The sequence below is a fragment of the Viridibacillus arenosi genome (assembly GCF_001955655.1).
Taxonomy (GTDB): Bacteria; Bacillota; Bacilli; order Bacillales_A; family Planococcaceae; genus Viridibacillus; species Viridibacillus arenosi.
This window is the reverse complement of record NZ_MSPW01000022.1, coordinates 1-13,686: the sequence shown is the minus strand read 5'-3', so window position 1 is coordinate 13,686 and position 13,686 is coordinate 1. Positions and strand designations below refer to the sequence as shown.

General features: G+C 37.2%; 13 protein-coding genes, 1 pseudogene and 1 other annotated feature. Of the genes and pseudogenes, 10 read left to right on the top strand and 4 right to left on the bottom strand.

Features of this window, described 5'->3' with window-relative positions:
- Positions 1–323 precede the first annotated feature (323 nt).
- The 3 genes from BK137_RS21140 (at position 324) to BK137_RS21130 (ending at position 3,830) form a co-directional block, all read left to right on the top strand.
- Positions 324–803 carry a glutathione peroxidase gene (locus tag BK137_RS21140; RefSeq protein ID WP_038181043.1) on the top strand — a complete coding sequence of 160 codons (480 nt, stop codon included), beginning with the start codon at positions 324–326 and terminating at the stop codon, positions 801–803.
- A gap of 105 nt (positions 804–908) precedes the next feature.
- Positions 909–2,375, top strand: a complete 1,467-nt coding sequence (gene guaB, locus BK137_RS21135) for an IMP dehydrogenase (protein WP_038181040.1) — start codon at positions 909–911, stop codon at positions 2,373–2,375.
- Positions 2,376–2,492: 117 nt separating this feature from the next.
- Positions 2,493–3,830: a D-alanyl-D-alanine carboxypeptidase family protein gene (locus BK137_RS21130; protein ID WP_280521834.1), complete on the top strand. Its 1,338-nt coding sequence runs from the start codon at positions 2,493–2,495 to the stop codon at positions 3,828–3,830.
- Between the two features lie 34 nt (positions 3,831–3,864).
- Here the strand turns inward: BK137_RS21130 and pdxR are convergent, their stop codons facing one another.
- Entirely contained in the window at positions 3,865–5,274 is a 1,410-nt protein-coding gene (gene pdxR / locus BK137_RS21125) for a MocR-like pyridoxine biosynthesis transcription factor PdxR (protein ID WP_038181035.1), read from the bottom strand.
- A gap of 103 nt (positions 5,275–5,377) precedes the next feature.
- Here pdxR and pdxS point away from each other — a divergent pair, with 103 nt between their 5' ends.
- From pdxS to serS, 3 genes are all read left to right on the top strand, one after another.
- The gene (pdxS, locus tag BK137_RS21120) at positions 5,378–6,265 is read left to right on the top strand and encodes a pyridoxal 5'-phosphate synthase lyase subunit PdxS (RefSeq protein ID WP_038181033.1); all 888 of its coding nucleotides are present in this window, start codon (positions 5,378–5,380) and stop codon (positions 6,263–6,265) included.
- 4 nt (positions 6,266–6,269) lie between these two features.
- Positions 6,270–6,863 carry a pyridoxal 5'-phosphate synthase glutaminase subunit PdxT gene (pdxT, locus tag BK137_RS21115; RefSeq protein ID WP_076035514.1) on the top strand — a complete coding sequence of 198 codons (594 nt, stop codon included), beginning with the start codon at positions 6,270–6,272 and terminating at the stop codon, positions 6,861–6,863.
- A gap of 31 nt (positions 6,864–6,894) precedes the next feature.
- Positions 6,895–7,110: a binding site (T-box leader), on the top strand.
- Positions 7,111–7,230: 120 nt separating this feature from the next.
- Positions 7,231–8,517 (top strand): serine--tRNA ligase, encoded by a 1,287-nt coding sequence (gene serS / locus BK137_RS21110; protein ID WP_038181028.1) that lies wholly within the window; start codon positions 7,231–7,233, stop codon positions 8,515–8,517.
- 40 nt (positions 8,518–8,557) lie between these two features.
- Here serS and BK137_RS21105 read toward each other — a convergent pair whose 3' ends face one another.
- The 3 genes and pseudogenes from BK137_RS21105 to tadA form a co-directional block, all read right to left on the bottom strand.
- Complete coding sequence (locus tag BK137_RS21105) at positions 8,558–9,118, bottom strand: SF0329 family protein (protein ID WP_038181025.1); 561 nt, start codon at positions 9,116–9,118, stop codon at positions 8,558–8,560.
- Between the two features lie 18 nt (positions 9,119–9,136).
- Positions 9,137–9,592 carry an SF0329 family protein gene (locus tag BK137_RS23045; RefSeq protein WP_425318992.1) on the bottom strand — a complete coding sequence of 152 codons (456 nt, stop codon included), beginning with the start codon at positions 9,590–9,592 and terminating at the stop codon, positions 9,137–9,139.
- A gap of 21 nt (positions 9,593–9,613) precedes the next feature.
- Positions 9,614–10,090: pseudogene (gene tadA, locus BK137_RS21100) on the bottom strand (tRNA adenosine(34) deaminase TadA); the annotation flags it as partial.
- 89 nt (positions 10,091–10,179) lie between these two features.
- Between tadA and BK137_RS21095 the strand changes: the two are divergent.
- From BK137_RS21095 to BK137_RS21080, 4 genes are all read left to right on the top strand, one after another.
- Positions 10,180–11,322, top strand: a complete 1,143-nt coding sequence (locus BK137_RS21095) for a glycosyl hydrolase family 18 protein (protein WP_038181023.1) — start codon at positions 10,180–10,182, stop codon at positions 11,320–11,322.
- 176 nt (positions 11,323–11,498) lie between these two features.
- Positions 11,499–12,137 carry a deoxynucleoside kinase gene (locus BK137_RS21090; protein WP_038181021.1) on the top strand — a complete coding sequence of 213 codons (639 nt, stop codon included), beginning with the start codon at positions 11,499–11,501 and terminating at the stop codon, positions 12,135–12,137.
- Positions 12,134–12,805 carry a deoxynucleoside kinase gene (locus BK137_RS21085; RefSeq protein ID WP_038181019.1) on the top strand — a complete coding sequence of 224 codons (672 nt, stop codon included), beginning with the start codon at positions 12,134–12,136 and terminating at the stop codon, positions 12,803–12,805. The genes BK137_RS21090 and BK137_RS21085 overlap by 4 nt, the downstream gene beginning before the upstream one ends.
- A 142-nt stretch (positions 12,806–12,947) precedes the next feature.
- Complete coding sequence (locus tag BK137_RS21080) at positions 12,948–13,490, top strand: LOG family protein (protein ID WP_179078298.1); 543 nt, start codon at positions 12,948–12,950, stop codon at positions 13,488–13,490.
- Positions 13,491–13,686: the final 196 nt, after the last annotated feature.

Here is a 13,686-nt window from a genome sequence, read left to right as displayed (position 1 = left end):
TTGGGGGTTTCCCCCTGTGAGAGTAGGACGTTGCTAGGCACATCAAAGCACAGCTGATTTAATCAGTTGTGTTTTTTTTATTACTTATATTTATAATTAAGTATAATGTTGTACTTAATTTAGAAGGTTTATATTCCATTAAAATACATTACCTAAACGTAGAATGAAAAGAATATTTAGGAACCCTATGTATCTATCTCGATTTATATATAAATACTCTATTTGAATTCGTTTTTCTTGTACAAATATTAAATAGAACATATGGTTAAAAGAAGTACAATCAAATAGAATGGCAGAATTTATTCTAACAGGAGGTATGGAACATGACAGTAGTCTATAATTTTACGGTTAAAAAGGTAGATGGAGAGCAAAAAAATTTAAGTGATTTTACTGGTAAACCGTTGTTAATTGTCAATACAGCAAGTAAATGTGGTTTTACACCACAATTTAAAGAATTACAAGCAATGTATGAAAAATATAACCATCAAGGATTTGAAATTTTAGGTTTTCCTTGTGATCAATTTAATAATCAAGAGTTTGCAGATATCGATGAAACAATGCAATTTTGCCAAAAGAATTATGGAGTAAACTTTCCAATGTTTGCAAAAGTGGATGTAAAGGGTGATAATGCTGATCCACTATTCAAACACTTAGTTTCAGAGAAAAAAGGTTTACTAACAGAGGGAATTAAATGGAATTTCACTAAGTTCTTAATAAATAAAGAGGGGAAGGTTGTAGCTCGTTATGCACCTCAAACTTCACCTACTAAAATTGAAAATGACTTAAAATCTGTATTGAAGTGAACAATTCTAAATAATCTTATTTATCGCAGAGTCCTTGACAAGTGAATAGTCACGTTGTTAATCTTACAATTAATATTCTTTTACAAAACAGGAGGAGTTACCGAAATGTGGGAAACGAAATTTGCCAAAGAAGGTTTAACGTTTGATGATGTATTACTTGTACCAGCACATTCTGAAGTATTACCGAAAGATGTAAGTTTATCAGTTAATTTAACACCAAAAATTAAATTGAATATCCCTATTATTAGTGCTGGAATGGATACAGTAACTGAGGCACCAATGGCAATTTCTATGGCTCGTCAAGGTGGTATTGGTATCATCCACAAAAATATGAGCATTGAAGAGCAAGCGGATCAAGTAGAGAAAGTAAAACGCTCTGAAAATGGAGTTATTACAAATCCGTTTTTCCTAACACCAACTCATCAAGTATTTGATGCAGAACATTTAATGGGTAAATACCGTATTTCCGGTGTTCCAATTGTAAATAACGATAAAGACCTTAAATTAGTAGGAATTATTACAAACCGTGATTTACGCTTTGTACAAGATTACTCCCAAAAAATTGAAGAAGTTATGACTAAAGAAGATCTAGTTACAGCTCCTGTTGGAACAACTTTAGATGATGCAGAAAAAATACTTCAACAATATAAAATCGAGAAATTACCAATCGTTGATGATGAAGGCGTCTTAAAAGGCTTAATCACAATTAAAGATATAGAAAAAGTTATGGAATTCCCGAATGCTGCTAAAGACCATTTAGGTCGTTTACTTGTAGGTGCTGCAGTTGGTGTTACGAAAGATTCTATGGTTCGTGTACAAAAGTTAGTAGATGCACAAGTAGATGTAATTGTAATTGATACAGCACATGGTCACTCACAAGGTGTTTTAGAAGTAGTACGAGATATACGCGCAGCATTCCCAGAATTAGATATTATCGCTGGTAACGTTGCAACAGGTGAGGCTACAAAAGCTCTTTACGAAGCTGGCGCTGATGTAGTTAAAGTAGGGATTGGACCTGGTTCAATTTGTACAACTCGTGTTGTAGCAGGTGTTGGTGTACCTCAAATTACAGCAATTTATGATTGCGCGGCAGAAGCTCGTAAACAAGGTAAAACAATTATTGCTGATGGCGGTATTAAATACTCAGGTGATATTATTAAAGCTTTAGCTGCTGGTGGACATGTAGTAATGCTAGGTAGCTTGCTTGCAGGTACTTCTGAATCTCCAGGGGAAACTGAAATCTTCCAAGGCCGTCGCTTTAAAGTATATCGTGGCATGGGTTCAGTAGGAGCTATGGAAAAAGGTTCAAAAGATCGCTACTTCCAAGAAGATGCAAAGAAACTTGTTCCAGAAGGTATTGAAGGACGTCTTCCTTACAAAGGACCTCTAGCAGATACAATCCACCAATTAGTTGGAGGTATTCGCTCAGGTATGGGGTATTGTGGAACGAAAGATCTTCGTGATCTACGCGAAAATGCACAGTTCGTTCGTATGACTGGTGCGGGTTTACGTGAAAGTCATCCACATGATGTTCAGATCACGAAAGAATCACCAAACTACTCAATCTCATAATTTCGAGACTTTCCCATCCTTTCTACGTCAAAACTAGATGTAGAAAGGGTGTTTTTTTATACACCGTAGTTGCGAGCCCTGAATCTATGTTAAAATGAGCGGAGTAAGAGGAGTAATATGAACACATATGGAGGTATTATGGTGAAAACATCAAGAAAAAACACATGGTTACGATTAATCATGGTTTCTGCTTTGCTGTTAAGTATGTTTGTAACAATACCTAAGGCAGCGAATGCAGAAGACGAGCTGAATTTGCGCGTTAAAGGTGCCATTTTAATCGATGCAGACTCAGGTAAAATTTTATACCAAAAGAATGCGGACAAGTCTTTAGGAATTGCTAGTATGTCAAAAATGATGACCGAATATCTATTATTAGATGCAATTAATGATGGTAAAATTACTTGGGATCAAAAATATAAAGTATCAGAGTATGCATATAAAATTTCCCAAAATCGTGCACTTAGTAACGTGCCTCTACGTGCTGACGGTGAATATACAATTCGTGAATTGTATGAAGCAATGGCAATTTACTCAGCAAATGGAGCGACTATTGCAATTGCAGAAACAATTGCTGGCTCAGAAACAGAATTTGTGAACATGATGAATAAAAAAGCAAAAAAAATGGGTTTGAAGAATTATACTTTCGTTAACTCAACAGGCTTAAATAATGCACAACTAGACGGTATGGAACCAGCAGGTACTGGTAAAACTGCTGAGAATAAGATGCCCGCAAAATCTGTTGCTAAATTAGCTTATCATTTATTAAAAGATCACCCTGATGTATTGAAAACTTCAAGCATTACGAAAAAAACATTCCGTGAAGGTACAGATGATGCAATTAAAATGTCTAACTGGAATTTCATGCTACCGGGTCTTGTATTTGAATATGAAGGTGTAGATGGATTAAAAACGGGTACAACTGATTTTGCTGGTTACTGTTTCACAGGTACTGCAACACGCAACGGAACACGTCTAATTGCAGTTGTTTTAGATGCTGTAGATGCTAAAGGTGAAGGGACATATAAAGCTCGTTTTGATGCAACACGCGCATTATTCGACTATGGTTTCAATCAATTTACTACAGAAGAAATTGTCCCGGCCAACTATACGTTTAAAGGACAAAAATCGATACCTGTAATTGATGGTAAAGAAGATAAAGTGAATATTGCTACAAAAGAAGCAATTTCAATTATGGTAAAAACTTCAGATAGAGATTTATATAAACCAAAATTAGTACTAGATAAAAAAGAACTAGACGCACCTGTTAAAAAAGGTGCTGTTGTTGGACATGTTGAAATCGAAAAAACCGAAGGTAAAGATTATGGATTTATCGATGGAGAAGTAAATAATGCAGAGGTAGTCACTACAAATACTGTTGAGAAGTCTGGCTGGATTTCCCGAGCTTTCAAAGGTATTGGTAACTTCTTCTCAGATTTATGGAATAAAATATTCTAATATAAAAAAGGCAATCACGACGATTGCCTTTTTATTATGCCTTATTTCCCCAAGCATCCATTAATTGTTGCACAGATTGATTAATTTCTTCATCTTTGATTCCCCCAAAACCAAGGAGAAACTGTGCCGATTTTCCATTTAGAATTGTATCCATCATATATTCCTGAATAGGTATAATACGAATACCTTTTTCTTGAGCCAAGTCTTTCAATTCTGTTGCATTTTTTGTGTGAGAAATTGTTAGTACGATATGCATACCTGCTTGTTCACCTGAAATTTTAACTGTTGGTGAAAATGGTTCTAGAGCTATTGTAAGCTTTTCTAATTTTTTACGATAGATTTTACGCATTCGATTTAAATGCTTCGCAAAATGGCCATCTCGCATGAATTGTGCGAGAATATGCTGTTCAAAGCGAGGTACTGTCGATGTATAGTAATTAAATGCCTGGTTGTACACTTCTACTAAATTTGGAGGTAGTACAAAATAGGCAATACGTAGCGAAGGCATGAGTGATTTAGAAAAGGTACTTATGTAAATCACACTGTCACTTTTATCCATTCCCTGTAATGCAGCAATTGGTTTCCCAATATAACGAAATTCACTATCATAATCGTCTTCGATGATATAACGATCATCCTTTTGAGAAGCCCAGTTTAAAAGCTGTGCTCTACGCGGGGCAGATAATACTGCGCCAGTCGGAAATTGATGCGAAGGCGTGACATAGACAACGTTAGCCTTAGAGTTCTCCAAATCATTGACCAATAGACCTTCATCATCTACATTTATCGGTATAGCAGGACGATCTGTTTGCTTAAATATGTGATGGGTTAAAGGATAACCTGGATTTTCAATTCCAAAGCGAGAAGAGGCTCCTAGGAGGCGAATAATCATAGGCATAAGTTGTTCTGTTCCAGAGCCAATTACAATTTGATTGGGTGCGCATATAACACCTCTTGATTGATATAAATACGTTGCAATTTCCTCGCGTAATTCTTGCTCTCCTTGGGGCGAGCCAATTAGTAATAGATCTTGAGATTGCTCATCGATTGCTTCCTTCGCATATTTCCTCCATAGATGGAATGGGAATGATTCTGTATCAATTTGTCCCGGGTTAAAATCTATTTTAAATGTTTCTCGGGATAAGGAAGGTGGAATCGCTGGATGTTGAATATCTTTTTCTACATAAGCAAGTTCTTCAACAGCTTCTACAAAATATCCGACGCGAGGCATTGAGGCAATAAAGCCTTCTGCTAGCAATTGTGCATAAGCGAGTTCAATTGTTGTTTGACTAATATTTAAAAATTCAGCTAATTTTCTTTTTGAAGGGAGTTTAGATTCAGTTGGTATTGTACCTTCTGTAATGCCCTTCTTAATGCCTTCGTAAAGCTGTTCGTACATAGGTTTAATAGAGTTTCTTTCTAGCTGAAACATAAGCATATCCATCATATCACCTCTTCTGACCATATGATTTACGTGTAAACTGAATCTTTTTATATGGTCAATTTTCATTATACTAACATCATACAAGAAAATGGAGGCGATGGAAATGACAAATCTAACAGGTACAGTTCGAGTAAAACGTGGAATGGCAGAAATGCAAAAGGGTGGCGTAATTATGGATGTAATTAATGCTGAGCAAGCAAAAATTGCTGAGGAGGCGGGCGCAGTTGCTGTTATGGCTCTGGAGCGTGTACCGTCTGATATCCGAGCTGCTGGTGGAGTAGCGCGTATGGCAGATCCTCGAATTGTGGAAGAAGTGATGTCAGCCGTATCAATACCTGTAATGGCAAAAGCGCGAATTGGCCATATTGTAGAAGCTCGTGTTTTAGAAGCAATGGGCGTAGATTACATAGATGAAAGTGAGGTGTTAACACCAGCAGATGAAGAATATCATTTGCTAAAAAGCGATTATAAAGTGCCCTTTGTTTGTGGATGTCGCGATTTAGGTGAAGCAACACGTCGTATTGCTGAAGGGGCAACGATGCTTCGTACAAAGGGTGAGCCAGGAACGGGTAATATAGTTGAAGCTGTTCGCCATATACGTCAAGTGAATGCACAGGTACGTAAAGTTGCAAACATGACACCAGATGAACTAATGACAGAGGCAAAAATTTTAGGTGCACCTTATGAACTTTTATTAGAAATCAACCGTTTAGGTCGATTACCGGTTGTAAATTTTGCTGCTGGTGGAGTAGCAACTCCCGCTGATGCAGCATTAATGATGGAGCTTGGAGCAGATGGTGTTTTTGTAGGCTCAGGTATCTTCAAATCTGAAAATCCTGCCAAGTTTGCAAAAGCCATTGTAGAAGCAACAACTCATTACAAGGATTATAAATTAATCGCTGAAATTTCGAAGGAACTTGGGGTTCCGATGAAAGGTATCGAAATCTCCCGCTTAAATCCACAAGATCGTATGCAAGATCGAGGCTGGTAAGATGATGAAAATCGGTGTTTTAGGTTTGCAAGGTGCTGTACGTGAGCATGTTCAAGCTATAGAAGCAGCTGGTGCTGTTCCAATTGTTGTAAAGAATGCAGAACAATTAAAGGAGCTAGAAGGTCTTGTACTACCGGGTGGTGAAAGTACAACGATGAGGAAGCTAATTGACCGTTACAGCATGATGAAACCCCTTCGTCAATTTGCTGACGATGGTAAACCAATATTTGGTACTTGTGCAGGATTAATATTATTAGCGAAAAATGTCATTGGCCAGCAAACGCCCCATATTGGCGTAATGGATGTTATTGTTGAACGTAATTCATTTGGTAGACAGATTGATAGCTTTGAAATACCCCTTTCTATAAAAAATATTGGTGAAAACTTTCCGGCAGTATTTATACGTGCACCTCATATTGTATCAGTGGGATCGAATGTTGAAGTATTAGCACAGTGTAATGGACGCGTTGTTTTAGCGAAAGATGGACAGTTTTTAGGCTGTTCATTTCATCCGGAATTGACAGAGGATCAACGAATCATGGCATACTTTGTGCAGATGGTTGAGAAAAGTGTTTTGACCACACTTGCAAAACGGTGAAATCTATTGTAAAGTATGGATAAAATTCAAATTAAACACGATGATAGGAAGTAGTAGCAAGTAAGTTTTTTTTATAGAGAGTCGACGGTTGGTGTAAGTCGATAAAAAACCTTGTGAATCCGTCCTGGAGTTGCTCAGCTGAATCTTTAGTAGGCTGTGGCCGGCCAACAAGCCGTTATGAAACAAGTGGATTGCATTTAGGTGCAATCAATTAGGGTGGCAACGCGGGTATGCTCTCGTCCCTTTCATGGGGATGAGGGCTTTTTTGTTGCTTATTTTTAGTATAACCTAGACCTAAAGTATTGTTTTGTAAGATTACCTTGATACATTTCTATTATCGAATTTACAAAACTGGAGGAATGGACATATGTTAGATATTAAACGAATCCGTGATAATTATACGGAAATTAAAGAAAAGCTATCTCACCGTAATGAAGATTTAGGAACCTTTGATCAATTTGAAACTCTTGATCAACAACGCCGTGATTTAATCGCAAAAACAGAAGTATTGAAAGCTGAGCGCAACCAAGTTTCTGAACAAATTGCTCAAAAGAAACGTAATAAAGAAAATGCGGATGCTGAAATCGCACATATGCGTAAAGTCGGCGATGACATTAAAGCATTGGATACAGAGCTTCGTGAGGTGGAAGGTAAATTCCAAGATATGATGATGCGTTTACCAAATATTCCACATGAAAGTGTACCAGTTGGAGACACGGAAGATGATAATGTGGAAGTAGCTAAATGGGGCGACATTCCTGAGTTTGATTTTGAGGTTAAAGCACACTGGGATCTAGGTACAGATTTGAACATCATCGATTTTGAAAGTGCTGCAAAAACAACAGGTAGCCGTTTCGTATTTTACCGTGGTCTAGGTGCTCGTTTAGAACGTGCTTTAATGAGTTTCATGATGGATTTACATTCTGAAGAACATGGCTATGAAGAGATGTTACCACCTGTAATCGTTAATCGCGATAGTTTAACAGGTACGGGTCAGCTTCCAAAATTTGAAGAAGACGTCTTCAAATTAGCGGATACAGATTACTTCTTAATCCCAACAGCAGAAGTACCGGTAACAAACTTCTTCCGTGATGAAATTTTAGATGCTGATATTTTACCGAAAGGCTTTTCAGCTTATAGTGCTTCTTTCCGTTCTGAAGCGGGATCTGCTGGCCGTGATACGCGTGGTTTAATTCGCCAACACCAATTTAATAAAGTAGAACTTGTGCGTTTCGTAAAACCAGAAGATTCTTATGGTGAATTGGAAAAATTAACAGGCCACGCTGAAAAGGTTCTTCAACTTTTAGGTCTACCATATCGTAAATTAAAAATGTGCACATCAGATTTAGGCTTTACTGCTGCGAAAAAATACGATTTAGAAGTATGGATTCCAGCTCAAGGTACTTACCGTGAAATCTCTTCTTGCTCTAACTTTGAAGATTTCCAAGCGCGTCGTGCCAATATCCGTTTCCGTCGTGAAACAGGGGCAAAACCTGAATATGTGCACACATTAAATGGTAGTGGTCTAGCAATTGGGCGTACAGTTGCAGCACTTCTTGAAAACTATCAACAAGCAGATGGTTCTGTAGTTATTCCTGAAGTTTTACGTCCATATATGGGCGGTAAAGAAGTAATTCAAGCACCAACTAAATAATTTATAAACGAAAAGGCTAATGCTAGGGGGCTCTCCTGCATTAGCCTTTTTTTGTTTTATTTATAATGCTCTCTGCTTCACAGCGAATTTGATAAAATTGCTGAATAGTAGGATGAACTCCAGTCATGTTTAAATTTTGTAATCTGCGTTTTCCTAAACGGTAATCAAACATTGCAAAGGCTTGAATGAGTACATTTTCTGATAGTAATGATTCTTCAATGGATAATTGCATATAGTACATGATTGCTTCATACAAGTAAAAGCTTTCGAAATTTCCTCGTTCCATTAAAGTTTCTTCAGCTAAATTATAGGCATCCACTAATGCTCGTCTTTCAGGGAATCCTAACATTACATTGAAGTCTCTATTATATGGTATTGGTTTTAGCATATGTTGTTCTTTTAGTTGCGCATACAGTATGTTCCTCGGAACGATAAAACTTAAATCATCTGCATTTAAAATTTTTTGTTTATCTAATGTAAGCCAAACACTTGCTGGGTTATCATGTGCTTTGCGATATGTTGTTGCATAAATCTTCACGCGACCTTGCAACTTTTTACAAAGAAAGCTTTCGTATCTTTTTTTGATTTTGCTAAATTGCATAGGTTATCTCCCTTGAATCTAATAGTGAATACCTTCTGCCTCACAACGGATATGATAAAACTTTCTTTCTAATGAAGACTGTGGTGCAGTCATGTTTTTTAATTTACGTTTCCCTACACGACGATCAAGTAATGAGTATGCACGGATAATTGGGTTTGTTGAAGCTAGTGCATCTACAATTGATAAATGAGGGTATTGAGTAAATGCTTCATATAAATGTAAGCTAGCAATTTTATTTTGTTCAGCTATTTGTAATTCTTTAGAGAGTAGTTCAGAACAATACTTTCCTTGAATTTGTCCGTTAATAAATGCTAAATCATCTACATTAAAAATAGGGTCTTTATTTAGAGTTAACCAAATGTGTGGTATATCATCACGGGATTGATTATGTGTAGCAGATTGAAGTTCGACCTTTCCTTGTAACGACTCGAATAAGAAATTTTCAACGTCTGATTTTAATTTGGAAAATGGTATAACTTTAGAGACAGGAGTTGCTCGTTCAGCTTTTTTCTTACTACGTAAACTACTGAAGAAATCGCTTAATAATTGGCCACATTCAGCTGTTAAAATGCCCTCTGTCACTTCACACTTATGATTGAACCGTGAGTCATTAAGTAAATGATAGAGTGAATCTACACAACCCGCTTTACTGTCTCTAGCTCCATAAACGACGCGTGGCACTCTGGATTGTAAAATCGCCCCTGCGCACATAGGGCAAGGCTCTAAAGTAACATAGAGAGTTGTTTCTTCTAATCGCCAACTACCAATTTTGTTGCAAGCTTGTTGAATTGCCATGAGTTCAGCGTGGGTAACTGCATTCTGTGAAGTTTCGCGTAAATTGTGTGCACTGGCGATGACTTCATCCTTGTAGACAATGATGGCCCCAATTGGTACCTCTCCTAGTGATGCAGCCTTTTTTGCCTCTTCGATGGCCAATTGCATAAAGTATAGATCTTTTTTTAATACGTCCATAGATTCATCGCTCCTTGCAAAATAGTGTAGCACGGTTTAAACCCAATTCGCATATATTACTGGAGAAATAATGCTAGAGGAGGTTGCACTTGATTTATGTAGTGAAGCAAGGCGATAACATATATAATATCGCGAGGGCGCATAATACGACAGTCGCGACGATTGTTGCGCTTAATGAAATTCCAGATCCAGATGTTCTAGTTGTTGGGCAAGCGCTTGTATTACCTGAAACGCCAAATCCAAATCGCCCTACAATCGATACTAACGGTTATGTCGAATGGTATACAGCTGAAATTCCAGAAAGTTTAATAGCTCAGCTGAGAAGACGTGCACCACTATTAACTTATATGATGCCATTTTCATATGAAGTACGACGTGATGGCACTCTTACACCGCTAGATTGGGGAAGTATACCAGAGATAGCGAATGCAAATCAGACGGCAACAGCCATCGTATTAACAAATATAGAAAATAACGCTTTTAGTGATACATTAGCACATACTATTTTAAACGATACTACATTACAAGACTTAATCATTGGAGCAGCTTTAAAAGAGGCCTCTAATAAAGGGGCAAAAGATATTCATTTAGATTTTGAGTATTTGTTAGCTGAGGATAAGGGACGTTACGTTGATTTTTTGAACAGGTTCAGACAAAGAGCTCATGCTCAAGGATTAACGATTTCGGCAGCAGTCCCTCCCAAGACAAGTGCAAATCAGCCAGGAAAGTGGTATCAAGGGCACGACTATAAAGGGATAGGTGAAGCGGTTGATTTTGTTGTCATTATGACATATGAATGGGGATATAGCGGAGGTCCGCCAATGGCGGTATCACCAATTGGTCCAGTACGCCAGGTGTTAGAATATACTATAACCGAAATACCTGCTGATAAAGTAATGATGGGACAAAATTTATATGGATATGATTGGACATTACCATATAAAACAGGAAATCCGCCCGCAAGAGGATTGAGCCCTCAACAGGCTGTTGCTCTGGCAAGAAACCAAAATGCGGCGATTTCGTATGATCCAATAGCTGAAGCGCCATTCTTCCATTATTGGAGTGATGGGGTAGAGCATGTGGTGTGGTTTGAAGATGCACGTTCTATTGAAGCGAAGTTCAATTTGCTGAAGGAATTAAAGTTAAGGGGTATAAGTTATTGGCATATGGGTTTTGCCTTCCCTCAAAACTGGGCACTTTTACAAGAAATGTTCCACGTGAAAAAACGGTAATATTTAAACCTTCAGTTGATACTGGGGGTTTTTTTGCACACATTGATGATATTAAAATTTAGGGTATAAGTTACTTTTTATAAATCACCTGTACTTAACGAGTCACTTCTGCTTTTCTTATTACTATGATAAAATGATAAGCACTGACTAAAAAAGACGATGAAGGGGGACTTCTGATGCCTGTACCGTTTATCACGGTTGAGGGGCCAATTGGCGTCGGAAAAACGTCACTTTCTAAAATAGTTGCTGAGACTTTTCAGTTTCACTTATTGAAAGAAATCGTGGACGAAAATCCGTTTTTAAATAAATTTTATGAAGACATTGATGAGTGGAGTTTCCAAACAGAGATGTTTTTCTTATGTAATCGCTATAAACAATTAACAGATATAAAGAATCATATACTATCGCATGAGAAAGCTGTAGTTGCAGATTATCACATTTTTAAAAATTTAATCTTTGCTAAAAGAACATTAAAAGAGTCTGAATTTCACAAGTATGAAGAAATATATCGGATATTAACTGCAGACATGCCATGTCCAAATGTAGTGGTTTATCTGCATGCAAGCGTCGATACTTTGATGAAACGAATTGCCATGAGAGGTCGCGAATTTGAAAAAATGATTTCAAGAGACTATATGGAGCAGCTCGTGACGGATTATCATGTATTTATTGAACGATTTGAAAAACAAAATCCAGATATTCCGGTATTACGAATAAATGGCGATGAAATTGATTTTGTGAAAAATCCATCAGATTTACAAAAAATCTTAAGAACTGTTGAAGAAACATTAGAAAAAGGGAGTTTCGAGTCATGAATTTAAGAGAAAAATACGGCATTCCTGCTAATGCAGTTATTACAATCGCGGGAACAGTAGGTGTCGGCAAATCGACAATGACAAAGGCGTTAGCAAATGCATTAAATTTCCGTACGTCATTTGAAAAGGTCGATTCGAATCCATACTTGGACAAGTTCTACGATGATTTCGAAAAATGGAGCTTCCATTTACAAATATATTTCTTAGCAGAACGTTTCAAAGAGCAAAAACGTATTTTTGAATATGGTGGTGGCTTTATTCAAGATCGTTCAATCTATGAGGACACAGGAATTTTTGCTAAAATGCATGAAGAAAAAGGCACGATGAGTAAAATTGATTATGAAACATATAAAAACTTATTCGATGCAATGGTTATGACACCTTATTTTCCACATCCAGATTTGCTAATTTACTTGGAAGGGCCAATTGAAGATATTTTATCGCGTATAGAAGAACGTGGTCGTCCGATGGAACAACAAACACCAAAGGATTATTGGTATGAAATGCACGGACGTTATGAAAACTGGATCGACAGTTTTAATGCATGTCCGGTATTACGTTTAGATATCAACGACTACGATTTGATGAAAAATCCAGATACAGTAGAAGTAATTGTGGAACGTATTAGTCACTTTATGGAGCAGACATCACATTTACGTCGTAAATAATCGGTTAAAAAAGACTGTCATTTCAATGACAGTCTTTTTTATAGCAATAAATAATATGTTTAAAATTACTATAAGAAATGGAGGAATATAATCATATATAGGTGCATTATTTTATATTTTTAAATAAGAGGGGGTGCACTTTATGAGGGTAGCAATTTACTGTGGATCTAAGATGGGGAGGAATTCTATATATGCTGAGAAAGCTATAGAGCTCGGTAAGTTTTTGGCTATACATGGTGTTGGGGTTGTTTATGGAGGATCAATTGTAGGTCTAATGGGTAAAGTGGCAGATGAGGTATTAGCTCATGGAGGAGAAGTAATTGGTGTTATGCCTACTTTTATGCAATGGAAAGAGGTTACACATCAGGGGTTATCAGAATTGGTTTTTGTAGATACTATGTATGAGCGTAAGGCTAAAATGGGGGAGTTAGCAGATGCCTTTATCGCATTGCCAGGTGGCGCGGGGACAATGGATGAGTTTTTTGATGTACTAACACTTTCTCAAGTAGGCCAGCATTCGAAAGCTGTATGCTTATATAACATCAATTCTTATTATGATTTTCTTCAAGCACATTTACAACATACTGTGGATGAAGGCTTCATGTTAAAAAGTCAGCAGAGGAAAATCGGTGTTGTAGGTTCGCCTGAAGAGCTCTTACTATTTATTAATCAATTTGATAAATAAAAAAAGAAACAAACATAAATGTTTGTTTCTAAAATTTCTGACTATATGTATTAGAGAAAAAATTCGTCACTTTAGCAACGAATACAATCTCAATATTATGCGCGTGTTTTTAAAAATAAAATGGAGGAGGAAGAGGGATTCGAACCCCCGCGCGGTATGACCCGCCTGTCGGTTTTCAAGACCGATCCCTTCAGCC